This window comes from Actinomyces sp. 2119 (genome assembly GCF_003591215.1).
GTDB classification, from domain to species: Bacteria; Actinomycetota; Actinomycetes; order Actinomycetales; family Actinomycetaceae; genus Actinomyces; species Actinomyces lilanjuaniae.
In genome coordinates this window covers 103,891-127,144 of record NZ_QYRR01000009.1, presented here as the reverse complement: position 1 = coordinate 127,144, position 23,254 = coordinate 103,891, and the positions used below count along the sequence as shown (strand labels likewise).

At 68.4% G+C, this 23,254-nt stretch carries 27 protein-coding genes; 3 read left to right on the top strand and 24 right to left on the bottom strand.

What is annotated here, in order from left to right; genetic code table 11:
• Window positions 1-74: 74 nt before the first annotated feature.
• From D4740_RS11395 to D4740_RS11375, 5 genes are all read right to left on the bottom strand, one after another.
• Window positions 75-3,557: an AAA family ATPase gene (locus D4740_RS11395; protein ID WP_119837062.1), complete on the bottom strand. Its 3,483-nt coding sequence runs from the start codon at window positions 3,555-3,557 to the stop codon at window positions 75-77.
• Entirely contained in the window at window positions 3,554-4,915 is a 1,362-nt protein-coding gene (glmM, locus tag D4740_RS11390) for a phosphoglucosamine mutase (protein ID WP_119837061.1), read from the bottom strand. The genes D4740_RS11395 and glmM overlap by 4 nt, the downstream gene beginning before the upstream one ends.
• 336 nt (window positions 4,916-5,251) lie before the next feature.
• Window positions 5,252-5,746, bottom strand: coding sequence for a 30S ribosomal protein S9 (rpsI, locus tag D4740_RS11385; RefSeq protein WP_119837060.1), 495 nt, complete (start codon window positions 5,744-5,746; stop codon window positions 5,252-5,254).
• A 48-nt stretch (window positions 5,747-5,794) separates the two neighbouring features.
• Window positions 5,795-6,238, bottom strand: a complete 444-nt coding sequence (rplM, locus tag D4740_RS11380) for a 50S ribosomal protein L13 (RefSeq protein ID WP_119837059.1) — start codon at window positions 6,236-6,238, stop codon at window positions 5,795-5,797.
• A gap of 308 nt (window positions 6,239-6,546) precedes the next feature.
• On the bottom strand, window positions 6,547-7,617 hold the full coding sequence (locus D4740_RS11375) for a tRNA pseudouridine(38-40) synthase TruA (protein ID WP_119837058.1): 1,071 nt from the start codon (window positions 7,615-7,617) through the stop codon (window positions 6,547-6,549).
• Between the two features lie 140 nt (window positions 7,618-7,757).
• On the opposite strand from D4740_RS11375, the gene D4740_RS11370 reads away from it, so the two are divergent.
• The 3 genes from D4740_RS11370 (at window position 7,758) to D4740_RS11360 (ending at window position 11,743) form a co-directional block, all read left to right on the top strand.
• Window positions 7,758-8,516, top strand: a complete 759-nt coding sequence (locus D4740_RS11370) for an ROK family protein (protein WP_119837057.1) — start codon at window positions 7,758-7,760, stop codon at window positions 8,514-8,516.
• A gap of 163 nt (window positions 8,517-8,679) precedes the next feature.
• Window positions 8,680-10,254, top strand: coding sequence for a Re/Si-specific NAD(P)(+) transhydrogenase subunit alpha (locus D4740_RS11365; RefSeq protein ID WP_119837056.1), 1,575 nt, complete (start codon window positions 8,680-8,682; stop codon window positions 10,252-10,254).
• A 22-nt stretch (window positions 10,255-10,276) separates the two neighbouring features.
• Window positions 10,277-11,743, top strand: a complete 1,467-nt coding sequence (locus tag D4740_RS11360; protein WP_119837055.1) for an NAD(P)(+) transhydrogenase (Re/Si-specific) subunit beta — start codon at window positions 10,277-10,279, stop codon at window positions 11,741-11,743.
• Window positions 11,744-11,941: 198 nt separating this feature from the next.
• Here the strand turns inward: D4740_RS11360 and rplQ are convergent, their stop codons facing one another.
• From rplQ to rplN, 19 genes are all read right to left on the bottom strand, one after another.
• Window positions 11,942-12,715 carry a 50S ribosomal protein L17 gene (gene rplQ, locus D4740_RS11355; RefSeq protein ID WP_119837054.1) on the bottom strand — a complete coding sequence of 258 codons (774 nt, stop codon included), beginning with the start codon at window positions 12,713-12,715 and terminating at the stop codon, window positions 11,942-11,944.
• A 30-nt stretch (window positions 12,716-12,745) separates the two neighbouring features.
• Window positions 12,746-13,750, bottom strand: a complete 1,005-nt coding sequence (locus tag D4740_RS11350; protein ID WP_119837053.1) for a DNA-directed RNA polymerase subunit alpha — start codon at window positions 13,748-13,750, stop codon at window positions 12,746-12,748.
• A gap of 192 nt (window positions 13,751-13,942) precedes the next feature.
• Window positions 13,943-14,344: a 30S ribosomal protein S11 gene (rpsK, locus tag D4740_RS11345; RefSeq protein WP_119837052.1), complete on the bottom strand. Its 402-nt coding sequence runs from the start codon at window positions 14,342-14,344 to the stop codon at window positions 13,943-13,945.
• A gap of 71 nt (window positions 14,345-14,415) precedes the next feature.
• Window positions 14,416-14,790: a 30S ribosomal protein S13 gene (rpsM, locus tag D4740_RS11340; protein ID WP_119837090.1), complete on the bottom strand. Its 375-nt coding sequence runs from the start codon at window positions 14,788-14,790 to the stop codon at window positions 14,416-14,418.
• Window positions 14,791-14,954: 164 nt separating this feature from the next.
• Window positions 14,955-15,068 (bottom strand): 50S ribosomal protein L36, encoded by a 114-nt coding sequence (rpmJ, locus tag D4740_RS11335; protein ID WP_026408797.1) that lies wholly within the window; start codon window positions 15,066-15,068, stop codon window positions 14,955-14,957.
• Window positions 15,069-15,101: 33 nt separating this feature from the next.
• The gene (infA, locus tag D4740_RS11330; RefSeq protein ID WP_003781847.1) at window positions 15,102-15,323 is read right to left on the bottom strand and encodes a translation initiation factor IF-1; all 222 of its coding nucleotides are present in this window, start codon (window positions 15,321-15,323) and stop codon (window positions 15,102-15,104) included.
• Window positions 15,324-15,628: 305 nt separating this feature from the next.
• A complete protein-coding gene (gene map, locus D4740_RS11325) occupies window positions 15,629-16,510 on the bottom strand; it encodes a type I methionyl aminopeptidase (RefSeq protein WP_119837051.1) in 882 nt (293 codons plus the stop codon).
• A gap of 56 nt (window positions 16,511-16,566) precedes the next feature.
• On the bottom strand, window positions 16,567-17,151 hold the full coding sequence (locus D4740_RS11320; RefSeq protein ID WP_182911409.1) for an adenylate kinase: 585 nt from the start codon (window positions 17,149-17,151) through the stop codon (window positions 16,567-16,569).
• A complete protein-coding gene (gene secY, locus D4740_RS11315; RefSeq protein WP_119837049.1) occupies window positions 17,148-18,440 on the bottom strand; it encodes a preprotein translocase subunit SecY in 1,293 nt (430 codons plus the stop codon). Before secY ends, D4740_RS11320 begins: the two co-directional genes overlap by 4 nt.
• Before the next feature lie 186 nt (window positions 18,441-18,626).
• On the bottom strand, window positions 18,627-19,148 hold the full coding sequence (rplO, locus tag D4740_RS11310) for a 50S ribosomal protein L15 (protein WP_119837048.1): 522 nt from the start codon (window positions 19,146-19,148) through the stop codon (window positions 18,627-18,629).
• Window position 19,149: 1 nt separating this feature from the next.
• Window positions 19,150-19,368 carry a 50S ribosomal protein L30 gene (rpmD, locus tag D4740_RS11305; protein WP_119837089.1) on the bottom strand — a complete coding sequence of 73 codons (219 nt, stop codon included), beginning with the start codon at window positions 19,366-19,368 and terminating at the stop codon, window positions 19,150-19,152.
• A complete protein-coding gene (gene rpsE, locus D4740_RS11300) occupies window positions 19,368-20,075 on the bottom strand; it encodes a 30S ribosomal protein S5 (protein ID WP_119837047.1) in 708 nt (235 codons plus the stop codon). The genes rpmD and rpsE overlap by 1 nt, the downstream gene beginning before the upstream one ends.
• Before the next feature lie 43 nt (window positions 20,076-20,118).
• On the bottom strand, window positions 20,119-20,499 hold the full coding sequence (gene rplR / locus D4740_RS11295) for a 50S ribosomal protein L18 (RefSeq protein WP_119837088.1): 381 nt from the start codon (window positions 20,497-20,499) through the stop codon (window positions 20,119-20,121).
• Window positions 20,500-20,501: 2 nt separating this feature from the next.
• Complete coding sequence (gene rplF / locus D4740_RS11290; protein ID WP_119837046.1) at window positions 20,502-21,041, bottom strand: 50S ribosomal protein L6; 540 nt, start codon at window positions 21,039-21,041, stop codon at window positions 20,502-20,504.
• A gap of 21 nt (window positions 21,042-21,062) precedes the next feature.
• Window positions 21,063-21,461: a 30S ribosomal protein S8 gene (gene rpsH / locus D4740_RS11285; protein ID WP_119837045.1), complete on the bottom strand. Its 399-nt coding sequence runs from the start codon at window positions 21,459-21,461 to the stop codon at window positions 21,063-21,065.
• A 57-nt stretch (window positions 21,462-21,518) separates the two neighbouring features.
• The gene (locus D4740_RS11280; RefSeq protein ID WP_119837044.1) at window positions 21,519-21,704 is read right to left on the bottom strand and encodes a type Z 30S ribosomal protein S14; all 186 of its coding nucleotides are present in this window, start codon (window positions 21,702-21,704) and stop codon (window positions 21,519-21,521) included.
• Window position 21,705: 1 nt separating this feature from the next.
• On the bottom strand, window positions 21,706-22,287 hold the full coding sequence (rplE, locus tag D4740_RS11275) for a 50S ribosomal protein L5 (protein WP_119837043.1): 582 nt from the start codon (window positions 22,285-22,287) through the stop codon (window positions 21,706-21,708).
• 2 nt (window positions 22,288-22,289) lie between these two features.
• Complete coding sequence (gene rplX / locus D4740_RS11270) at window positions 22,290-22,634, bottom strand: 50S ribosomal protein L24 (RefSeq protein WP_119837042.1); 345 nt, start codon at window positions 22,632-22,634, stop codon at window positions 22,290-22,292.
• Window positions 22,635-22,636: 2 nt separating this feature from the next.
• Window positions 22,637-23,005, bottom strand: coding sequence for a 50S ribosomal protein L14 (rplN, locus tag D4740_RS11265; protein WP_119837041.1), 369 nt, complete (start codon window positions 23,003-23,005; stop codon window positions 22,637-22,639).
• Window positions 23,006-23,254 lie beyond the last annotated feature (249 nt).

Sequence of the window (23,254 nt, the reverse complement as noted above, 5' to 3'; positions counted from 1 at the left end):
GTTCCGGGGCGGCCCCACCCACCCGTGCCAGGGAGGTGGGAGAGCGCCTCTACCAGCCCGCGGACCAGCACGCCTCACAGCCAGCCTGACAGCCCCTCCAGCAGCCGCGCCATGTGTTCCGGGCAGCGTGACCTGCTCAGGCGCCCCACGTGCTCCTGGGCCTCGCGGAGCGCCTGGGGGCCGGGCTGGCCGAGCCGCCCCGCGGCCGCGAGCAGACGCGGACGTGAGACCACCAGGCAGGTCTGGTTGTGCCCCAGACGCAGCGCTGTGGCAAGCAGCTCCGCTCCCAGCCGCCCCGCCTCCTCAGGCAGTCCCAGCCCGTCCTCCGCCGCGTCCGCAGCCTCCTGGGGGCCATCTGGCTCGCGGGCCGGCCAGGCAGCCGTCATGATGGACAGCCCGGTCGCCGCCGCGAGCGTGGCGATGGTCGGCAGGTCCTGTGTGCCCCGCCCTCGCGGGCCCAGGGTCCGGCCCAGCGCGCGGAAGGCACGACGACGCACCGCGAGAGGGTCCAGTCCCCGGCGCTCGGGACCGGTCAGGGCGGCGTCAACGACCAGGCAGAGGGCCAGCCCGTAGAGCTCCCACGGCCCCCCGGGCACCGCGGCGCCGTCGAGGACGACCATGTCAAGAGCCTCGCGGCTGTCAAGGGCCGCCTGGCGCCGTCTGCCAGCCAGCAGGTGCATCTCAGAGCTGGCGAGGCGGACCGTCGACCGTACCGTCCCAGGCACGTTCACGGACGCCATCTCCTCCAGGAGCGCGTCGGCCGCCTGAGGTGTGGGATGAAGATAGACCCGGCAGCAGCGGCTCAGCATGTCCACCACCCAGGTGTGGAGCCCGCGCTGCGGCAGGTTGCTGCGCTCCAGCACCTGGGACAGCCGCTCGCACTCGCGTGCGCCCCGCGCGTACTCGCCCATCTCCAGCAGCAGCCTGAGGCGGTCCAGCTCCAGCCCGGCGAGGTGGTGCCCGGGCAGGCCAGCCGTTCGCACCCGGTCCAGGAGCGTCTCCGTCAGGGTCAGGGCCGCCTCAAGACGGCCCTGGTTCTCCAGGTCAGTGCACACGCAGCGTCCTGCCGCCCAGGCCACCCAGACGTCCTCGTCCAGGGCGAGTACCGGCCAGTCCTCCCGGCGGGTGCGTGCTAGGCGCCGCACCGCCGCCCCCTGCGCGTCATCGAGCCCGCCCCCGCCAGGCACGGCCCGGCGGACCCGCTCAGGCAGGGGGCCGAGCAGCCAGGTGGACACGCACAGGCAGTGCAGGATCCTGGAGCGAGCCCGGGCCCCCGGCTGGTCTGGCGGTGGCGTGACAACCAGCTGGTAAAGACGAGGGCCCCAGGTCGCCATCTGCGGGAACGCCCAGCTCGATGACCAGCAGGTCACCAGCGCAGCCCCGATGACGCAGGCATCCTCCAGGTCCCTGCCCGGCTGGCGCCCTGAGCCGGCCCAGGCACCCAGGGCGCGTTCCAGCTCCTGGACGAGCCCAGTCTCCTCGACCATGACCGAGGTGACCGCCGGGGACGAGCCCCGAGAGGCTGAGCCACCGCCGCCGCCGGTACAGCCATCCTGACCACTCGTTCCCTCCTGCCGGCCCGCCTCCACGGCCAGCAGAGGCGTGCACAGGCCCAGCGCCCAGGCGCGCACGGCTGCACGGTCCTCGGCATCCTGCGCTGCGTCCACCGGAAGCGACAGCACCAGCTCACGCACGCTGGTGAGCACCCGGAACCGGGGGACTGCCAGCTCCTGCACGCCAGCAGGTACCAGCCCAGGGGCGAGGTCCTGCACCCCTTGTGCCCCGGGTCCGCTCCACGTCCTCTGCGCGCCCTGGGCCCCCTGGACACCAGACCAGGCAGCCTCCGCGACCAGCAGGAGGGACTGTGCCACAAGAGCCTCGACGAGCACAGGAGCCTCGGGTCCCAGCACCGCCTCAGCGGTCTCCAGGGTGAAGCCGTCAGCCAGGAGCGCAGCGCGTCTGAGCGCGCGGCGCGCTGCGGGCTCCAGGAGGTCCCAGGACCACTCGAGGACAGCGGCCAGCGTGCGCTGGCGCTCAGGCAGGTCACGGGAACCGGTCAGAACAGCAAGGTGGCCGGGAAGACGCTGGCCGATCTGGGCGAGGGACATGGCACGGGTGCGTGCGGCAGCCAGCTCAATAGCGAGCGGTATCCCGTCCAGCAGGGCCAGCAGAGGGGCCAGGTCAGCCTGGTCCAGCGGCTGGTCGGGGCGCACCGCCGCAGCACGCTGACGGAAGAGCTCCTCCGCGTCACCCCTGGCGAGAGGGCCGAGGCGGTGCACGCGCTCGCCCGCAAGATCCAGGACGCGTCGCGAGGTGACCAGCACGTGCAGCGCAGGCATTGTGCTCAGGAGGGGAGCCAGCAGGTCGGCCAGCACCGGGGCAAGGTGCTCACAGTCGTCCAGGACGAGCAGCGTTCCCGGACTGGCCAGGACCTCCCCCAGCCTGCGGCGCGGATCACTCCCGGCATCAAGGTGCGCACCGAGCCCGGCCAGGAGCACGCGGGCCAGACGCAGGACATCGGGGCCTGAGGGGCTCTCGGCGCCGCCAGGGCACCACCTGGTATGCCGCGGCGCGTGCTCGGCCATGGACAGGACGTGGACCACCGGCAGGACGCTGCGCGCGGCCACGGCCTGGGCCAGACGCGTCTTACCGACCCCGCCCGGTCCGGTGATGGTCACCAGTCGGCTGGTTGCGACCGCGTCCTCCACGGCGCGCAGGTCTGCCCCGCGACCGACCATCGGTGTGGAGGCGTACCGTATCCCGCGGCGAACCGGCTGCTCGGCGCTCAGCGCGGCCTCGTGGGCGGCGCGTAGCACAGGCCCGGGAGCGGCCCCGGACTCGCGCAGCCGACGCCGGTAGGCCTCATAGCGCTCCAGAGCCGCTGCTGGCGAGCTGGTCCAGGCCTCGTCGCGCACGAGGGCAGCCAGCACGGGCTCGTCCGCCGGGTCGTACTCAGCCAGCGCTGGCAGCAGCACCATGGCCTCGGCGTAGCGGCCCAGGTGGTCCAGCGCCAGCGCCCTCTCCCGGACGAGCCGGTGCAGCAGGCGGGCCGCCTCCCCCACGAGCTCACCGTGAGGACCCTGGCCCGCCGTGGCGCCACGCCCTGGCATCTGCGCACCCTGCTCACTCACAGCGGTGTCCGTGACAGCGACCACCCGCGCCAGCTCCTGCTGCCTGGCCGCATCGACGGCCAGACGGGCGGACCTGACCACGATGAGGTAGTCGACGTCGTCGGCACGCAGCGCCAGACGGTAGCCGATGGCCACGCGCTCGACCGCGCCAGCGCCCAGCAGGGAGCGGGCACGGGAGACAACGACCTGGAGGGACTGACGAGGGCGAGCTGGGCGCCGGTGCGGCCACAGTCCATCGGCAAGCTCATCCTCACTTGCCCCGCCCTGCCCGGCAGATGCCAGCAGGCAGAGAAGGTCACGGGTCCTGCCAGTCAACGGCCTTCCCTGCCACGAGGGCACAGGGTCAAGAAGGCGCAGCCGGGGCGCAGGAGCGGCAGGGCGCTCCCCCGCTCCGGCAGCCTGCCCTCCGCCTGGCCCGGCGGTCACAGGCTGAGGTTGTCCTTGACGACACAGGCCAGCGACCCGGCGACGCGGTCCGCCTGCTCCTGGGTGGCGGCCTCGACCATGACACGCACCAGCGGCTCGGTGCCGGAGGGGCGCAGCAGCACGCGCCCGGTCTCCCCCAGCTCCTTCTCCGCCCGGGCCACGGCGTCCTGGACGGTCTGGTTGGTCCCGGCGGCCGCCTTGTCCACGCCCTTGACGTTGATGAGGGTCTGCGGCAGCCGGGTCACCACGGAAGCCAGCTCGGCCAGCGTCTTCCCTGTGCGCTTGACCCGGGCGGCCACGTGCAGGGAGGTAAGCACGCCGTCACCGGTGGTGGCGTGGACAGTGTCGATGACGTGGCCGGACTGCTCCCCACCCAGGGTGTAGCCGCCCTGGACCATCTTCTCCAGCACGTAGCGGTCCCCCACGCCGGTCTGGACCGTGCGGATACCGTGCTCACGCATGGCCAGGATGAGGCCGAGGTTGCTCATGACGGTGACGACGAGGGTGTCACTGCCCAGGGTGCCGTCAGCCTTCATGCCGATAGCGAGCATGCCCATGATCTGGTCGCCGTCCACCAGGTTGCCCTCGGCATCCACCGCCAGGCAGCGGTCGGCGTCGCCGTCGTAGGCCACACCCATGTCCGCGCCCACGGACACCACGTAGCTCTGCAGCTGCTCGGGGTGCGTGGAGCCGCAGCCGGCGTTGATGTTAAGGCCGTCCGGAGAGGCGTTGATGACGATGACCTCGGCACCAGCCGCCCGCAGCGCCGCCGGACCGACCGCGGAGGCAGCACCGTTGGAGGCGTCCACGACGACACGCAGGCCCGACAGGTCGGTGGCCGCGGAGTCCACGAGGTGGTTGATGTAGTTCTGGTCAGCGATGGTCTCGCCCTTGATGACTCGGCCCACCTCAGCCCCCGTGGGGCGGTTGTCCACCTTGCCCAGGAGGGACTCGATCTCGTCCTCCACGGCGTCAGGCAGCTTGTAGCCCCCCCGACCGAAGAACTTGATGCCGTTGTCTGGAAAAGGGTTGTGGGAGGCAGAGATCATGACTCCCAGCTCCAGGTCCTGGGTCGCCGTCATGTGGGCGATAGCCGGTGTGGGCAGCACGCCCACGCGGGTGACGTCCACACCCGATGCCGCCAGGCCCGAACTGATGGCGTGGTCGAGGAACTCCCCCGAGGCGCGCGTGTCACGCCCGACGATGGCCCGGGGCCGACTGCCGCGTGCCCCGGTAGGAGCAGGAGCGTCCCTGGTAAGCACCCGGGCCGCAGCCTCGCCGAGCTGGACAGCCAGCGTGGGGGTGAGCAGGTCGTTGGCCAGGCCACGCACGCCGTCGGTTCCAAAGAGTCGAGCCATGAGAAGAACCTCCTGGGATTGGTGTACGGTCAGGAAACCGATCACTACGTCAGCCCCATCCTGCCACGCGCGCCCCCGGTCCAGGACACACCCGCGTTACATCCGCCCATTCGCGGACAGCCCTCCCTGCCCGCCTTGAGAATTCCTGAGACTCCTCCCCGCGAGCACCTGAGAGCCTGCGGAGCCCCGCTCGCGTCGCCACCGCCGCCACCACGCGGTGGCACACCTGCGGTGCAGGCGTAGTGCGACGACAGGCGACAGCACTGCCCCCGTCGCCCTGCGCTCACGCGAGGACGACGGGGGCTAGTGGAGTGGTGACCCCGGAGGCGGATCCGGTCAGCGCTTGGAGTACTGGGGGGCGCGACGGGCCTTGTGCAGACCGGCCTTCTTGCGCTCCACGGTACGAGCGTCGCGGGTCAGGAAGCCAGCCTTCTTCAGGGTGGCCCGGTTGGCCTCCCGGTCGATCTCGTTGAGGGCGCGGGCGATCCCCAGACGCAGCGCACCCGCCTGCCCGGAAACGCCCCCGCCGCTGATACGGGCAATGACGTCGAAGCGGCCCTCCAGGTCGAGGACGGTGAAGGGAGCACGAACCAGCTGCTGGTGCAGCTTGTTGGGGAAGTAGTCCTCCAGCGTGCGGCCGTTGATGGTCCACTGGCCTGTGCCGGGCACCAGGCGGACGCGGGCCACAGCCTCCTTACGGCGCCCCAGGCCGCTGCCAGGAGCGGTGACGGACTGGCCACGGCCCTCCACAGGAGCCTCGGTCTCAGTGGTGTAGCTGGACGGTACGTTGTCCTCGTCCAGCGCGTCGGTGTCGACAGTGGTCTCAGCCACGGTATGTCCTTTGCTTGTCTGCTTGTCGTGAGTGCCGAGCGCAGGGCGCTACTGGGCGACCTGGGTGATCTCGAAGGGCTGCGGGTTCTGTGAGGCGTGCGGGTGCTCGCTGCCGGCGTAGACCTTGAGCTTCTTGAGCTGGGCGCGACCGAGCTTGGTGTGGGGCACCATCCCCTTGACCGCCTTGGACACCGCCCGCTCGGGACGCGTGGCCAACAGCTCGGTGTAGGGCACGGCCTTGAGACCGCCAGGGTAGCCGGAGTGACGGTAGGCGAACTTCTTCTCAGCCTTGCCGTTGGTCAGGACGACCTTGTCAGCATTGATGATGATGACATAGTCGCCGCAGTCCTCGTTGGGAGCGAACTGCGGCTTGTGCTTCCCACGGAGCAGGGTCGCAGCCTGGGCTGCCAGACGGCCCAGGACGACGTCGGTGGCGTCAATGACGTACCAGCGCTTCTCGACGTCGCCAGGCTTCGGTGTATACGTGCGCACGGGCGTTGCCTTCGTTTCTCTTGGCGGGCGGACGCGCCGAGGCACGTCAAAGCGTCGCGGCTCGGCGAGACCACCATGGTCAGGTGAGTGGTCGGAGCACGGGCGATCCAGGCGAGTGGGAGGCACCTGTGGACACGCAACCCTTGTGCTGCACGACTCTCACACACTACCGGCCGGGAGCAGCAGCGGTCAAAAAGTCGGGCCGACACGCCCCCGTGAATCCCACCACGTATCCCACGTAGCCCACGTATCCGCAGTACCGGAAGCGCCCGGAGGCAGCCGACACTGCCAGCCCGGGGAACACGCAGTCAGCACAGGGACCTCCGCACCCGGGAGCGTCTGGCCTGCGCCGCCAGCCCGTGCGCGTCCGGGTAGGCCACCTCCTCCAGGGTCAAGCCGTGGGGCGGCGCCACCGGAGCCGCCCCACGGCGGCTGCGGGCGGCGAGGAGCCGAGCAGGCCAGGCGACGGGACGCCGCCCCCGCCCCACCTCCAGCCCCGCCCCCACCAGGGAGCGCACCATGGAGTGGCAGAAGGCGTCGGCCTCGACGCTCAGGGTGACCAGGGAGGCGTCGGCTCCCGCCCCCTCCACGCGCTGCCAGCACAGCCGCCTCAGGTCGCGGACCGTGGAGGCCCCCTGACGCGGTCTGCAGAAGGACAGGAAGTCGTGCTCGCCCAGGAGCGGGAGCGCACTGGCCTGCATCGCCTCGACGTCGAGCACGCCCTCCGTCCACAGCACGTGGCCGCGACGACGTGGGTCCCGCAGGCTCGCCCCGTCGCTGATCCGATAGGTGTAGCGGCGCCACAGGGCGCCAAAGCGGGCGTCAAAGTCGGGACCGACCTGGCTGGCGGCGGTGACGACCACGTCACTGGCCCCACGCGGCACCCGCCCTGCCGCCCGGGTGCTTCCCGCCGTCGGCACCCGCTCGTCCTGCCCGCCTCCTGGCCCCTGCGACGACGACTCCACCGTGCTCGGCAGGTCTGGGACACGCCACGCCTGCCGGGCCTCCCGGGCCAGGACTCCAGTGAGCCGGGTCAGCAGCGCCTGCTCGGGGGCGCGCCGGGACCGCCCGGGCAGGGCCTGCCAGGCAGCGGCAGGCACGTCAAGGTGCACGACCTGGCCGACAGCGTGCACCCCCGCGTCGGTGCGCCCCGCAACAGTCAGGCGCACAGGGGTGCGCAGCACCGTCGTCAGCGCCGCTGTCAGCACACCTTCTACCGTGCGCAGACCAGGCTGGGCGGCCCACCCACTGAACCCTGCCCCGTCGTAGGCGAGGTCCAGACGAACCCGTACCACACCCGTGCCCGCCCCGTCCGCGGAACCAGACGCAGCCACGCCTTCAGGGCCAGGGCTACCGCCGACCTTGTGCCGCTTGCTCATGGGCCTATTCGACCACGCCACCCTGACCGCTCTGACCACACCACTCCGGCCGCGCCGACCACACGCCTCCAGCGCCCGGGCGGTCCGGCGCCCGCAGCCGTGCCGGGCGCTGCCGCCCGGCACGCGCTAGCATCAGTCCCGTGAGCTCACTGACCACCCTGTGCGTCGACTGTGGTGGCGGCGGTATCAAGGCCTCTGTCCTGGACGCCGAGGGCAGCACCGTCTCACGTGCCGTGCGCACCTCCACGCCCTACCCCCTGCCCCCGACCAAGCTGGTGGACACCATCGAGGCCCTGGCGGACCAGCTGCCCCGCGCCGACCGAGTGACCGTGGGCATGCCCGGGATGATCCGCCACGGCGTGGTCGTGTCCACCCCCCACTACATCACCCGGGATGGACCGCGCTCGCGGGTCCTGCCCGAGCTGGTGGACCAGTGGGCCCGTTTCGACATGGCCAGGGCGGTCTCCCAACGCCTCGACGCTCCGACACTGGTCCTCAACGACGCCGAGGTCGCCGGAGCCGGCGTCGTCACCGGCCACGGGCTGGAGATGATCATCACCCTGGGGACCGGCCTGGGTAACGCGGTCTTCGACAACGGCGTCCTGGCACCGCATGTCGAGGTGTCCCAGGGGCCGGTACGCTGGGGGCTGTCCTACGACGACTACATCGGCGAGCACGAGCGGCTGCGGCTGGGCGACGCCCACTGGTCGCGGCGCGTGCGACGCGTCGTGGACTCGCTACGGCCCATGTACCTGTGGGACCGCCTCTACCTGGGCGGCGGGAACTCACGACGGATCACCGCCGCCCAGCTGACCCGGATCGGTGACGACGTCGTCGTGGTCCCCAACGAGGCTGGCATGACCGGAGGCGCACGCTGCTGGCTCATGGCTGCCCGCTGATCGGGACGGAGGGACCCGCTGCCAGCCCGGTGCCGCAAAGACGTCACTCGGCTCGCCTGAGCGGCTAGTCTTGTCAGTGCTGACGGGTCTCCCTATGATCCTCCCACGGCCCGCAGGCTCCCCCTACGCAGCGGCGCCCAGGACCGGGGTGAAGGAGTGACACGTGCGTACTGGAATTCCCTGTGAGAAACCAGGTCAGGCCCTTGTCGCCGCGACGCCGCAGACGGTGTCGCGGCTGGTCCGTCTCGGCTACGAGGTGCACGTCCAGCGCGGCGCCGGGCAGGCCGCCAGCTTCCCTGACAGCGCCTATGAGGAGGCCGGGGCCCGGGTCACTGACGAGGCCCAGGTATGGGACTGCGAGGTGGTGCTGGGGGTGGACGCCCCTGACGAGGAGCACCTGGCGCTCATGAGCCCGGGTACGACCTACGTGGGACGTCTTGCCCCCGCACGCAGCCCCAGGCTCGTCGAGGCCCTGCGGGCACGCGGCCTGACCGGGCTCGCCCTGGACGCGGTACCCAGGATCTCGCGCGCGCAGGCGATGGATGTCCTGTCCTCCCAGGCCAACCTCGCTGGCTACCGCGCCGTCATCGAGGCTGCCGCCCACTTCGGCCGGGTGTTCACCGGCCAGGTCACGGCAGCAGGCAAGCTTCCACCCGCCTCCGTCTACGTCATCGGTGCCGGGGTGGCCGGGCTGGCAGCGATCGGGACCGCCTCCTCCCTGGGGGCACAGGTGCGTGGCACCGACGTGCGTCCTGAGGTCGAGGACCAGGTACGGTCCATGGGGGCGACGTTCATCCCCGTCCCCTCCGCGCCCGGGCACCAGGAGGCCTCCAGCGACGGCTACGCCAGGCAGATGAGCGCCGAGCAGGCAGAGCTGGCTGCCGCCCTGTACGCCAAGGAGGCGGCCCAGGCTGATATCGTCATCACCACCGCAAGCGTCCCTGGGCGGCAGGCACCGGTGCTGCTGAGCCGCGCCGCGCTGGAGGGGATGCGCCCGGGATCGGTCGTGGTGGACATGGCTGCTGCCAACGGCGGCAACACCGAGCTGACGGTCCCCTCCGAGGTAGTCCTTACTGACGGCGGCGTCACCATCGTGGGCTACACGGACCTGGCCGGACGGCTTCCCACCCAGGCCTCCCAGCTCTACGGGCAGAATCTGGTCAACCTGCTCACGCTCATGACCCCGGCCAAGGACGGCGTGCTGAGACTGGACCTGGAGGACCAGGTGGTACGGGGCATCACCGTCACCCACGCGGGCGAGATCCTGTGGCCCCCGCCTGCCGTGACCGTGTCCGCCGCCCCCACGGCCGGGGCAGGCACGGTGCCACCAGCTACCCAGGCGCCTGACACCTCAGCGGCGTCACAGGAGGCGGCGCAGAACCGAGCCAGGAGCGCCGCCCGTGCCCGCCGGGCAGGCCTGGTAGCTGCTGCCCTAGCCCTGGCAGCACTGGTCCTGGTCACACCCGTCGCGGTGGCGAGCCACTACATCGTGCTCATGCTGGCGGTGGTCCTGGGCTTCTACGTCATCTCCAACGTCACCCCGGCCCTGCACACTCCACTCATGTCCGTGACCAACGCGATCTCCGGCATCATCCTGCTGGGGGCAATCTCGCAGGTCGGTAACGACAACCTCCTGGTCAGCGCCGTGAGCTTCCTGGCAGTTGTCCTGGCCTCCGTCAACGTCTTCGGCGGCTTCGCGGTGACCCACCGCATGCTTGCCATGTTCAGGAAGGACTGAGGCGATGCCACCCGCACCGTCCATGCTGCTACCTGCCCTGTCGGCTCCCGCGTCCACGGCGTCTGGCACCTCGGCTGGCCTGCCCTCCCCCGTGGCCCTCGCCTACATAGCCGCCGCGCTCCTGTTCATCCTGGCTGCCGCCGGGCTGTCCCGGCATGAGACCTCGACCCGGGGCAACCTGGCCGGCGCCCTGGGCATGGCTGTAGCCGTGGCTGCCGGAACGGCCCTGGCCCTGACCTCGGACCCGGGACAGGGGGTGGTGACCACAGCGATCCTGATCGCCCTGGCACTTGCTGTCGGTGCCGTCATCGGGATGGTGCTGGCCAGGCGTGTGGCCATGACCGGTATGCCCCAGCTGGTGGCCGTCCTCAACGGCCTGGTCGGGCTGGCCGCCGTGCTCGTGGGATACGGCTCCTACGTCGCTCCCGACAGCCTGGCGGCCACGCTCGGCGTGTTCCACCGCGGTGAGGTCTTCCTGGGGGTGTTCGTGGGCGCGGTGACCTTCACCGGCTCAGTGCTAGCCGCGCTCAAGCTCTCCGGTCGAGTGCCGGGCCGTCCTGTCACGCTGCCTGGGCGCAACTGGCTCAACCTGGCTGCGCTGCTGGTCTCCCTGGGCCTCATGGGGGCTTTCATGGCCCTGCCCGAGCACTCCCCTGCCGCCTGGGCGTGCCTGGCGACGATGACGGTTATCGCCCTGGCCCTGGGAGTGCACCTGGTTGTCGCCATCGGCGGCGGCGACATGCCCGTCGTAGTGTCCATCATGAACTCCTACTCGGGATGGGCCTCCGCCTTCACAGGTTTCCTGGTCAACAACGACCTGCTGATCATCACCGGCGCCCTCGTCGGCTCCTCGGGAGCCTATCTGTCCTACCTCATGTGCCAAGCGATGAACCGTTCCTTCGTCTCTGTGCTGCTGGGAGGTTTCGGTACCGAAGGAGTCACAGCCGAGCTCGGCACCGCCGAAGGGACGATCAACGAGATCGACGCCATAACCACCGCCCAGCTCCTCCAGGAGGCACGGCGGGTGGTCATTACTCCTGGGTACGGAATGGCTGTGGCACAGGCCCAGTACCCGGTTGCCACCCTCACAGCGATGCTGCGCAACGAGGGGGTCGAGGTCGTCTTCGGCATCCACCCGGTGGCTGGCCGCCTCCCCGGTCACATGAACGTGCTCCTGGCCGAGGCCAAGGTCCCCTACGACCTCGTCCTGGAGATGGACGAGGTCAATGACGACCTGGGGGAGGTGGATGTCGTCCTGGTCATCGGGGCCAACGACACAGTCAACCCGGCTGCAGACGAGCCAGGCTCACCCATCGCGGGCATGCCGGTCCTACGGGTGTGGGAGGCCAGGCGTGTCATCGTCTTCAAGCGCTCCATGGCCACCGGCTACGCGGGAGTCCAGAACCCCCTGTTCTTCAAGGACAACACCTCTATGCTGTTTGGCGACGCCAAGGGCACTGTCGAGGACATCATCCGCGCGCTGGAGTAGAGACCCTTCCCACCCCTGAGGCCGCAGGCGCTAAGCCGGGTCCCGCCTCAGGGGGGTGGTCCGTCCCGGAAGACGCCCAGGAACGCGAGATACACGAGTGCGGGGTCCGTCTCACCCACCGAAAGGCGTGAGACGGACCCCGCAGTCAGCAGACACCCATCTGGAAGGGGGCTTCGCCGAGCCGGAAGCGAAGGCTGTCTAGGCCTCCTCGGTCACCTTCTGGGCTGCCGCACCACCAGCAGGGGAGAATCCTGCGGCCTGTGCCGCCTCGGCCGAGGCGAACCACACCTCGGCCACAGTAGCGTCGTACCAGCGCGAACCGGGCACGTGGTACTTCATGGAGTCCTCGTTCCCCTTGACCTGGTGGTCAGCGTCTGGGGCCTCGGTGGACCCCTCCGCCAGCCGGACAGAGCCCGCGTAGTCCTTCTTCTCGGACTTCTCGGACTCGCTGCCAGCCTGCGAGGACCCCGCGTCCTCCGCCTCCTGTTGTGACGGGGCCGAGGCGTCGTTGTCCGTCCTGGCGGCGCTGGTCGCGGCCTCAGCCTCCTCAGCGGCCCGGGTCGCTGCCCGCTTGGCTGTGGCCACGGCATCGGCAACCACCTCCTTGCGCGCCACCGGCTCCAGCACCAGGGAGATGACCGCCATCGGCGCGTTGTCACCCTTACGAGGCGCGGTCTTGACGATACGGGTGTAGCCGCCGTCGCGCCCCTCGAGCTGAGGAGCAAGCACCTCAAAAAGACGGTAGACGGCGAACTTGTCCGTCACCTTCTTCATCACGGTACGACGAGCGTGCAGGTCACCACGCTTACCCTTGGTGATCAGCTTCTCGACATAGGGACGCAGGCGGCGGGCACGAGCCTCGGTGGTCTTGATGGACTCGTGGACGATCAGCTGCGTGGCAAGGTTGGCCAGCATGTGGCGCTCGTGCTGGGCGCTACCGCCCAGCCGGGGGCCCTTGGTGGGGCGAGGCATGGTTGTCTCCTAGGTGAATGACGAGTGGCCTCAGGCCTGCTGCTCGTCGCTGAACGTGGGGTTGGCGGTGTAGTCGTCGTCGGAGACGTAGTCGACCGGCGAGCCCTTGAGGGACAGCCCCAGCTCGGCCAGCTTGTCCTTGATCTCCGAGATGGACTTCGCACCGAAATTACGAATGTCAAGCAGGTCAGCCTCGCTGCGTGACACCAGCTCACCAACAGTGTGGATGCCCTCCCGCTTGAGAGCGTTGGAGGAGCGGGCCTGCAGGTCCAGCTCGTCAATCATGAGCGCCAGGTCCTGCTGGAAGGCCTCGTCCACCGGCGACGGGCCCACCTCGATCCCCTCCGCCTCGACGTTAAGCTCACGGGCCAGGCCGAAGAGCTCGACCAGCGTCTTGCCTGCGGAGGCCAGGGCGTCTCTCGGGGTCATCGAGGCCTTGGTCTCCACGTCCACAATCAGCCTGTCAAAGTCCGTGCGCTGCTCTACACGGGTGGCCTCGACTTCGTAGGAGACCTTCCTGACCGGAGAGTAGATGGAGTCCACCGGGATACGGGAGATCTCGGCGTTAGGGTCCTTGTTCTGGTTGGCGGAGACGTAGCCGCGGCCACGCTCGACAGTCAGCTCGATCTCCAGCTTGCCCTTCTCGTTGAGGACGGCGATGACCAGCTCGGGGTTGTGGATCTCGACCCCGGTCGGCGGGGTGATGTCACCGGCCACGACGGCGCCCGGACCCGACTTGCGCAGGTACATCACCACCGGCTCGTCGTTCTCCGAGGACAGGACGATCTCCTTGATGTTCAAGATGATCTGGGCGACGTCCTCCTTGACGCCCGGGATAGTCCGGAACTCGTGAGGCACCCCGTCAATGCGCACGGAGGTGACAGCCGCTCCCGGGATGGAGGACAGCAGCGTACGCCGCAGGGAGTTGCCGAGCGTGTAGCCGAATCCGGGCTCGAGAGGCTCGAGCACGAACCGCGACCGGCGGTTCTCCTCGACAACCTCCTCGGTCAGCGTGGGTCGTTGTGCGATAAGCACGTGGTTTCCTTTCGTCGCGGCGCCCGCTATATGACGCCGTTCCTGATCAGGTTGGACGGCCAGTCAGACGGCTGTGCCGACCCTGGCGCTCCGCCGACAGCGGCTGGAGGCCTCGAGGACCGCGGCACCCCTAGAAGGCTCGGAGAAAGCACTCGCAGGGGCGACCACGTCCCGGTGAGGTCCTAATGAGGCTCAGACGCGACGGCGCTTTGGCGGGCGGCAGCCGTTGTGCGCCTGGGGAGTGACGTCAGTGATCGGGCCGATGTCCAGGCCGGCTGCCTGCAGCGAGCGGATAGCGGTCTCGCGGCCGGGACCCGGCCCCTTGACGAAGACGTCGACCTTCTTCATCCCGTGCTCCTGGGCGCGCCGTGCGGCGGCCTCAGCGGCCAGCTGGGCGGCGTAGGGAGTCGACTTGCGCGAGCCCTTGAAGCCAACCTGCCCCGAGGAGCACCAGGCGATGACAGCGCCCTGAGGATCAGTCAGCGAGACGATGGTGTTGTTGAACGTGGACTTGATGTAGGCGTGGCCGTGAGTGACGTTCTTGCGGTCCTTACGGCGCGTCTTGCGCGCGGTGGCGCGGGTCTTAGGGGGCATTCTTCCTTCTTCGTGGTGAGATCGTCCTACGCGGCGGGCGCGAGCCCGCTCAGCGTCTGCTTACCTGTGTGTTACTTGGCCTTCTTCTTGCCGGCCACCGTGCGCTTGGGACCCTTACGGGTGCGCGCGTTGGTCTTGGTGCGCTGGCCGTGGACCGGCAGGTGCCGACGGTGGCGCAGGCCCTGGTAGCAGCCGATCTCGATCTTGCGACGGATGTCCGCCTGGACCTCACGCCGCAGGTCGCCCTCTACCTGGTAGGTGGAGTCGATGTGGGTTCGCAGGGCGACGAGCTCATCCTCAGTCAGGTCCTTGACGCGGGTGTCGGGGCTGACCCCCGTTACCGCCAGGGCCTCGACCGCACGAGTGCGCCCGATCCCGAAGATGTAAGTCAGTGCAACCTCCACACGCTTGTCGCGAGGTAGGTCAACACCAGAAATGCGTGCCACGATGTGGTTCTCCTGTGTGCTCCCGGAGGTCGTCACCCGTCTCCCCCGCCCCGCAGGGCGGCCCCGGCCTCCGAGAACCGGGGGTTGCGGTCCCGCTGCCTAGCAGGACTGGCTGGGACAGGTGCCTTGTGTGGTGGCCAGGGGCCACGGTGCGTGGGCTGGACTCAGCCCTGACGCTGCTTGTGCCGCGGGTTATCGCAGATGACCATGACGCGGCCGTGGCGACGAATCACCTTGCAGCTGTCACAGATCTTCTTGACACTCGGCTTGACCTTCATGCTGCTCCTCCGTCGGCTGTACTGAGCCGGCTCTCACTTGTAACGGTAGACGATGCGACCACGGGACAGGTCGTACGGGCTGAGCTCGACGACCACCCGGTCCTCGGGAAGGATACGAATGTAGTGCTGCCGCATCTTTCCGGAGATGTGCGCGAGCACTACGTGCCCGTTGCTCAGCTCAACCCGGAACATCGCGTTCGGAAGGGCCTCGACGACCGATCCCTCGACCTCGATGACTCCGTCCTTCTTAGCCATGTCCCTCCAACAGTGGTTGTTCGCTCGAACGTGCCCGACGACGAGCGCCGCCCGGCGGACGCCGCTGCCGACCACAGGAACTTGGTCCACGGCACCGGCTGCCGGAGGACAAGGTGCATGGGCAGGAAGGATCGACGGACAGGCGTCCAGCAGCAAACTCTACGGCAGGAACGCTGTCACCTACCATGCCCTGGCGGCCACGTCCGCGGTGTTTCCGGACACACCGACACTTGCGGCCTGCCGTCGGCCTGATCGGGAGTGGTCCCGACGTGCACCGCCCCCAACCGCATGCCAAGGACCGCCTGTCAGGACAGGACCACCGGCGCCAGGCCAAAAGGCTCTAGCCCCTGCGCTCCCCCGTCCGGCGCGGTCAGGACCCACACCCCCCCGGGGAGGATCGCGACCGTGTGCTCCCACTGTGCTGCACGCGATCCGTCACAGGTGACGACGGTCCATCCGTCGTCGAGCTCGCGTACCCGAGGCGGCCCGGCGGTCAGCATCGGCTCGATAGCCAGGACCATTCCGGGCCTCAGCCTGGGGCCCCGGCGGCTCACCGAGTAGTTGAGCACGTCGGGCGACATGTGCATCTGCGTGCCGATCCCGTGCCCCACGTACTCCCGGAGAATACCCAGCCGGTGCCCGTGGTGCTCAGCGGCCCGCTCCACCACGGCCTCGACAGCGTCACCGACCACGTTGAGCCTCCCCCCGCGACCGGAGGCGCCACTCTGGACGGCGACCGCGACGGCAGCCACAGCCGACCACAGGGCCTCATAGGTCGTGGTGTCCACGAGCTCGTCGAGAGGGTCCTGATAGGTACCCCCGACCACGGTGGTGAAGGCGGCGTCACCGTGCCACTGAGTCCCCTCCTCGTCCACGACGTAGGCGCCGCAGTCAAAGGTGACCAGGTCCCCGGCCCGCAGCCTGCGCTTCCCCGGGATCGCGTGCACGACCTCCTCGTTGACGGACACGCACACGGTGGCCGGGTACCCGTAGTAGCCCAGGAAGTTGGACCTGGCACCAGACTGTGCGATGACCTCGGCGGCCACCACGTCAAGCTCTGCAGTGGTGACCCCGGGCGCCACGGCCTCCCGCAGGGCAGCGTGCACCTTCGCCACCACCAGGCCGGCACGACGCATATGCCGGACCTGGTCAGGAGTCCTCAGTTGGATCTGCTCCCGTGAGAACACGCTGCACTCCCTTCTGCCCGGACGGCTGCCCGAGCACTATCCCACCGCAGCCGGTCCTAGCCGCACAGGTCGTGCCGGGACAGTGCCGCGAGGATGCGCTGCGTAACCTCCTCGACGTCGCCCATGCCGTCCACGCTGACCAGCAGGCCTCGACGCGTGTACAGGTCCACCAGCGGCGCGGTGGCCTCGGCGTAGACCTTCAGCCGGTGGCGGATGACCGGCTCGGTGTCGTCCGCGCGGCCCTGCTCACTGGCACGCCTCAGCAGGCGCTCGACAACGGCCTCTTCCTGGGCGGTGATCTCCAGGACCAGGTCCACGCGGGACCCGGAGGAGGCCAGCATCTCGTCCAGGGCAGCGACCTGAGCCTGCGTACGCGGGTAGCCGTCCAGCAGGAACCCCTCACGGCAGTCCTCCTGGCTGATCCGGTCAGCCACCATCGCGTTGGTCACCGAGTCCGGTACGTACTCACCGCGGTCGATATAGCCCTGGGCCTGGGTCCCCAGCTCAGTTCCCTCGGCGACGTTGGCACGGAAGATGTCCCCGGTGGAGATCGCCGGGACGCCCAGGTGCTCAGCGACGCGAGCGGCCTGGGTCCCCTTTCCCGCGCCAGGTGGACCGAGAAGAACCATGCGTGCACTCATGACAAGAACCCTTCGTAGTGGCGCTGCTGGAGCTGGGAGTTGATCTCCTTGACGGTCTGGAGACCCACTCCCACCATGATAAGGATGGTGGTGCCTCCGAAGGGCAGGGTCTGGGCCAGCCCCAGCCAGATCACCGCGACAGTCGGAAGCAGGGCGAGAAGGACGAGGTAGATGGCACCCGCTGTGGTGACACGGTTGATGACGTAGGTCAGGTAGCGCACCGTCGGTTCCCCGGCACGAATTCCCGGGATGAACCCGCCGTAGCGCTTCATGTTGTCCGCGGTCTCCTCGGGGTTGAAGGTGATCGCGGTGTAGAAGAAGGCGAAGCACAGGATGAGGACGGCGTAGGCACTCAGGTAGAGGGGGTGAGTCTGCTGGAGGTTGTTCATGATCCAGATGACCCACCCGTCGGTGGGGCGGCCGAATCCGGCAACCAGCTGGGGCATAGCCAAGATCGAGGAGGCGAAGATGACCGGGATGACTCCAGCGGTGTTGATCTTGATCGGGATGTAGGTGGTGGACCCTCCGTACTGCCGACGACCGATCATCCGCTTGGCGTACTGGACGGGGATGCGGCGCTGCGCCTGCTCCACAAAGATCACGGCCAACGTGGCCGCCAGAACCACCGCCACCACGATGAGGAAACGTGACAGGCCGTTGTTGCCCCCGGCAATGGAGATCATGTTGGCCGGGAACTGGGCGACGATGGAGGTGAAGATCAGCAGGGACATGCCGTTGCCGATGCCGCGCTCGGTGATCAGCTCGCCCAGCCACATGATGAGTCCGGTCCCTGCTGTCATGGTGACGACCATGAGAGCCAGGGTGACGAAGGAGGCGTCAGGCACGACCTCCACGGAGCAGCCTACGAACAGCTGGCCGGTGGCCGCTGTCGACACGATGGTGGCTGACTGCAGCAGGCCCAGGCCGATCGTGAGGTAGCGGGTGTACTCCGTCAGCTTGGCGGTACCGGCTTGGCCCTCCTTGTGGAGCTCTTCGAACCGGGGGATGACCACGCGCAGCAGCTGGATAATGATCGACGCGGTGATGTAGGGCATGATTCCCAGGGCGAAGACGCTCAGCTGGAGCAGCGCTCCCCCGGAGAAGATGTTGATCAGGCTGAGCAGGCCCTGCCCCTCAGCCTCTCCTACGCAGACCTGGACGTTGGCCATGTCCACGCCTGGAGCGGGCACTGTCGATCCCAGGCGGAACAGAGCCATGATGCCCAGGGTGAAGAGGAGCTTGGCCCTGAGGTCGGGCGTCCGAAACGCCTGGATGAACGCGCTGAGCACTCGATCTCCTGTGTACTCGGTAGTGTGTCGTGTGGTCGGTCGTGTCTCACGGCTCCACCCGCCAGACGGGTGGGACACCGGGTATGCGCCCAGGTCAGACTACCGTTGACGGAGCCCGGCCTCCAGGATGCTCCTGGACGGGCCGGGCTCCGTCACGCGTTCGTCATGGGCAAACGGGTGCGCCGCTCACCGGGTGGTGATGGACCCACCTGCGGCCTCGATCTTCTCCTTGGCGGAGCCGGACCAGGCGTCCACGGTGACCGTGAGAGCCACCGTCACGTCACCGCCGCCTAGGACCTTGACCAGGTGGCCCTTGCGCACCGCGCCGACAGCAACCAGGTCCTCCACGGTCACCGTGCCGCCAGCAGGGAAGAGCTCAGCGATACGCCCCACGTTGACCGGCTGGTACTCCACCCGGTGGGGGCTGCGGAAGCCGCGAAGCTTGGGCAGGCGCATGTGCAGGGGCATCTGCCCGCCCTCGAAACCAGGGCGGACCTGGTAGCGAGCCTTGGTGCCCTTGGTACCCCGCCCGGCGGTCTTTCCCTTGGAGCCCTCACCACGACCCACACGAGTCCTGGCCTTCCTAGAGCCCGCCGCAGGCCGCAGGTGGTGCAGCCGCACAACCCGGGACCCACCTGCTGCCTGCGTCTCAGGACCACCCTCAGTGTCCTTCTGGGTGTCCCTCTGTGTCTTCCTGGACTCAGCCATCTCAGACCTCCTCAACGGTAACCAGGTGGCGCACCTTGGCAATCAGGCCCCGCACGGAGGGGGAGTCCTCCCGTACAACGCTCTGACGGATCCTGCGCAGCCCCAGGGTGTGCAGCGAGGCACGCTGGCGGTGGGTGCCGCCGATGCCAGAACGGACCTGCGTGACCCTGAGCCGTCTGGCACCGTGCTCACCGCTCTGCCTTGTCGTGGTGTCAGCCATCACGCACGCACTCCTTCTGCGGCCTTGTCGGCCTCCTTCTTCTCAGCCTCGGCGCGCCTGTCGGCCTCGCCCTCAGCGCGGGCTCGCAGCATCGACTGCGGAGCGACGTCCTCCAGGGGCAGGCCCCGGCGGGCGGCGACACCCTCAGGCTGCTCCAGCTGCTTAAGGGCATCCACCGTGGCGTGGACGATGTTGATCGCGTTGGAGGAGCCCAGCGACTTGGACAGGACGTCGTGGACACCGGCGCAGTCCAGGACGGCACGCACCGGGCCGCCGGCGATAACGCCGGTACCCGGGGAGGCAGGACGTAGCAGCACGATGCCTGCGGAGTCCTCGCCCTGGACCAGGTGCGGGATGGTACGGCGGATCATCGGCACGTGGAAGAAGCCCTTCTTGGCGACCTCCACGGCCTTGGCGATCGCGGCAGGCACCTCCTTTGCCTTGCCGTAGCCCACGCCCACGGTCCCCTCGCCGTCACCGACGACCACCAGGGCGGTGAAGGTGAAGCGGCGGCCGCCCTTGACGACCTTGGAGACACGGTTGATCGAGACGACGCGCTCGATGTACTTGTCGTCGTTGCTCCGGCCACGGTCCCGACGGTCGCCGCCACGGTCACGGCGGCCGCGGCCCTCGCCCCGGCGCTCCTCGTTCTCACGCTGGGTCGAGCCGTCAGACGACGCGGACCCGTCTCGCTGCGGTGCAGCCATCAGATGTTCCTCTGCTTTCTCGTCGTCTCTGTCGTCGTGGTGATCACAGCGTCAGGCCTCCTTCACGGGCACCTTCCGCGACGGCTGCCACCCGCCCATGGTACTTGTTGCCTCCACGGTCGAACACGACAGCCTCAATGCCCAGCGCTCTGGCCCGCTGCGCCACGAGCTCGCCGACCCTGCGGGCCGCTCCGACCTTGTGCCCCTCGACACCCTTGGCTGCCTGCTCCAGGGTTGAGGCGGCGCACAGCGTATGGCCAATGGTGTCGTCGACAACCTGGGCCACCATGTGCCGGTTGGAACGGGTCACCACCAGGCGAGGACGCTCGGGCGTACCGCTGACCTTCTTGCGCACACGCTGGTGGCGGATCTTGCGGGCCACGGCCCGGGGGCTTCCTTTGCCCCTCTTGATCGAGTAAGCCATGGTCACTTACCAGCCTTTCCGACCTTACGACGCACGTTCTCACCCGCGTAGCGCACACCCTTGCCCTTATAGGGCTCCGGCGGACGGATCTTGCGGATGTTAGCGGCCACCTCGCCAACCTGCTCCTTGGAAATGCCCGACACCTTGATCTTGAGGTTGCCGTCCACCGTCAGGGTGACTCCCTCCGGCGGTTCGACCGTCACGGTGTGGGAGAAGCCCAGCGACAGCTCGATGCCCTGCCCCTTAGCGACCACGCGGTAACCGGTGCCGACGATCTCAAGGTTCTTCTCGTGCCCCTGGGTCACGCCCACCACCATGTTGTTGATGAGAGTGCGCGACAGGCCGTGAAGGGAGCGGGAACGGCGCTCGTCGTCGGGCCGCGTCACCAGGATGGAGCCGTCCTCCTGACGAGTCACGCTCAGCGGCTCGGCAACGGTCCGGGACAAGGTACCCTTGGGGCCCTTGACCGTCACCTCGTTTCCATCAATTGTCACATCCACTCCGGCCGGGACCGGAACGGGGAGACGTCCAATACGAGACATGGTTTTCCTCCGCTCCTTGCCTCACCAGACGTAGGCGAGGACTTCGCCGCCCACGCCCCGGGACTCAGCCTGCCGGTCGGTGAGGAGGCCGGAGGAGGTGGACAGGATCGCCACTCCGAGCCCCCCCAGGACCTTGGGCAGGTTCGTGGACTTTGCGTAGACGCGCAGGCCGGGCTTGGAGATCCGGCGCAGGCCCTGGATAGCGCGCTGGCGGTTGGCACCGTACTTCAGGGTCAGCGTGAGCGTCTTGCCGACCTCGGCGTCCGTCACCTCGTAGTCAGCGATGTAGCCCTCGGACTTCAGCATCTGGGCGATACTGACCTTGAGCTTGCTCGACGGCATGGAAACAGAGTCGTGGTGGGCGCTGTTTGCGTTACGCAGACGAGTCAGCATGTCTGCGATGGGGTCTGTCATAGTCATGAGTGGGCCTCGGCCCTTCCTCGTCGTGGTTTCCTCTCGGACCTGCGACGTAAGTTCTTACCAGCTGGACTTGCTCACGCCGGGAAGCTGGCCCGCCAGGGCCATCTCCCGCAGGCAGATACGGCACAGGCCGAACTTGCGGTACACGGAGTGCGGACGTCCGCAACGCTGGCAGCGCGTGTAGGCGCGCACGCCAAACTTGGGCTTGCGGTTGGCCTTGTTGATCAGAGCGGTCTTCGCCATGTCACTTCTCCTTGAAGGGGAAGCCGAGCTGCTTGAGCAGGGAGCGGGCCTCCTCATCGGTCTTGGCCGTGGTCACCACGGTAATGTCCATGCCGCGCACGCGGTCGATCTTGTCCTGGTCGATCTCGTGGAACACGGACTGCTCGGTGAGACCAAACGTGTAGTTGCCGTTGCCGTCAAACTGCCTGGGACTCAGTCCCCGGAAGTCGCGGATCCGCGGCAGGGAGATGGAGATGAGACGGTCGAGGAACTCCCACATCCGGTCTCCGCGCAACGTGGCGTGCGCCCCGATCGGCATACCCGCCCGCAGCTTGAACTGCGCGATGGACTTGCGCGCCCTGGTGACCTGGGGCTTCTGGCCGGTGATGGCGGCGAGGTCCTGCACGGCGCCCTCAATCATCTTCGAGTCGTGGGCCGCCTCGCCCACACCCATGTTGACGACAACCTTGACGACGTTACCGACCTCCATCACGTTGCCGTGCTGGAACTCCTTGAGCAGGGCAGGACGCACCTCCTGGGTGTAGCGCGTCTTCAGCCGTGGGGTCATCTTCTTCTCAGCGCCCCCGTCAGTGCTGTCAGCCATGGTTACAGGTCCTCCCCGCTCTTCTTCGCGTAACGCACGCGCACAGTACGCTTACGGCCGTTGGGACGCTCCCCCTCCTCGAGACGGAAGCCCACCCGGGTGCGCTTCTTGGTCTTGGGGTCCACGAGCATGACGTTAGACATGTGGATCGGCGCCTCAACGGTCTCGATACCGCCGGTACGAGCCCCCTGTGCGGACTGCCCCACCTTGGTGTGCCTGGTAACGCGCTGGACGCCCTCGACCACCACCCGGTCCGTGCTGCGGTGGACCTCCAGGACCCGGCCTGTTTTTCCCTTGTCCTTGCCTGCAATGACAATGACCTGGTCGCCCTTCTTGACGCGCGCCATGGTCAGATCACCTCCGGGGCGAGTGAGACGATGCGCATGAACTTCTTGTCACGAAGCTCACGGCCGACGGGGCCGAAGATACGAGTTCCGCGCGGCTCGCCGTCGTTCCTGAGGATAACGGCAGCATTCTCATCGAAACGGATGTACGACCCGTCCGGGCGGCGTCGCTCCTTGCGGGCGCGCACCACGACCGCCTTGACGACATCGCCCCTCTTGACGTTGCCACCGGGGATGGCGTCCTTCACTGTAGCGACGATCGTGTCACCGATGCCCGCATAGCGCCGACCCGAGCCGCCGAGAACACGGATGCACAGGATCTCCTTGGCACCGGTGTTGTCGGCGACCTTCAGTCGCGACTCCTGCTGGATCATTGAGTATTCTCCTGTCGTCGAGCTGGTTCTCGAGAGGAGTCCCGAGCCTGGCCGAACGTTCTTCTGGACCTGCGCAGCACCCCCGGGCGTGACGGGACGAGCCGATCCACAGGGGGAGCCTGCAACACGCTCTCCCGGCAGACACAGGCGCACGGGGCACGAGGTCTCTGCCGGGCGCGTCGAGGACGTACGCAGCCCTCCGAGGATAGTCCACGGAACTGGCGAGGCGACACCGAAGAGACACTAACG

Excerpts from the sequence above, each read along its gene's own strand:
- glmM (WP_119837061.1), bottom strand. The coding sequence starts at position 4,915 with ATGGCTCGACTCTTTGGAACCGACGGCGTGCGTGGCCTGGCCAACGAC.
- D4740_RS11375 (WP_119837058.1), bottom strand. The coding sequence starts at position 7,617 with ATGAGCAAGCGGCACAAGGTCGGCGGTAGCCCTGGCCCTGAAGGCGTG.
- D4740_RS11360 (WP_119837055.1), top strand. The coding sequence starts at position 10,277 with ATGCTGCTACCTGCCCTGTCGGCTCCCGCGTCCACGGCGTCTGGCACC.
- rplQ (WP_119837054.1), bottom strand. The coding sequence starts at position 12,715 with ATGCCTCGCCCCACCAAGGGCCCCCGGCTGGGCGGTAGCGCCCAGCAC.
- rpsK (WP_119837052.1), bottom strand. The coding sequence starts at position 14,344 with ATGCCCCCTAAGACCCGCGCCACCGCGCGCAAGACGCGCCGTAAGGAC.
- rpmJ (WP_026408797.1), bottom strand. The coding sequence starts at position 15,068 with ATGAAGGTCAAGCCGAGTGTCAAGAAGATCTGTGACAGCTGCAAGGTG.
- infA (WP_003781847.1), bottom strand. The coding sequence starts at position 15,323 with ATGGCTAAGAAGGACGGAGTCATCGAGGTCGAGGGATCGGTCGTCGAG.
- D4740_RS11320 (WP_182911409.1), bottom strand. The coding sequence starts at position 17,151 with ATGAGTGCACGCATGGTTCTTCTCGGTCCACCTGGCGCGGGAAAGGGG.
- rplO (WP_119837048.1), bottom strand. The coding sequence starts at position 19,148 with ATGGCTGAGTCCAGGAAGACACAGAGGGACACCCAGAAGGACACTGAG.
- rpmD (WP_119837089.1), bottom strand. The coding sequence starts at position 19,368 with ATGGCTGACACCACGACAAGGCAGAGCGGTGAGCACGGTGCCAGACGG.
- rpsE (WP_119837047.1), bottom strand. The coding sequence starts at position 20,075 with ATGGCTGCACCGCAGCGAGACGGGTCCGCGTCGTCTGACGGCTCGACC.
- rplR (WP_119837088.1), bottom strand. The coding sequence starts at position 20,499 with ATGGCTTACTCGATCAAGAGGGGCAAAGGAAGCCCCCGGGCCGTGGCC.
- rplF (WP_119837046.1), bottom strand. The coding sequence starts at position 21,041 with ATGTCTCGTATTGGACGTCTCCCCGTTCCGGTCCCGGCCGGAGTGGAT.
- rpsH (WP_119837045.1), bottom strand. The coding sequence starts at position 21,461 with ATGACTATGACAGACCCCATCGCAGACATGCTGACTCGTCTGCGTAAC.
- D4740_RS11280 (WP_119837044.1), bottom strand. The coding sequence starts at position 21,704 with ATGGCGAAGACCGCTCTGATCAACAAGGCCAACCGCAAGCCCAAGTTT.
- rplE (WP_119837043.1), bottom strand. The coding sequence starts at position 22,287 with ATGGCTGACAGCACTGACGGGGGCGCTGAGAAGAAGATGACCCCACGG.
- rplX (WP_119837042.1), bottom strand. The coding sequence starts at position 22,634 with ATGGCGCGCGTCAAGAAGGGCGACCAGGTCATTGTCATTGCAGGCAAG.
- rplN (WP_119837041.1), bottom strand. The coding sequence starts at position 23,005 with ATGATCCAGCAGGAGTCGCGACTGAAGGTCGCCGACAACACCGGTGCC.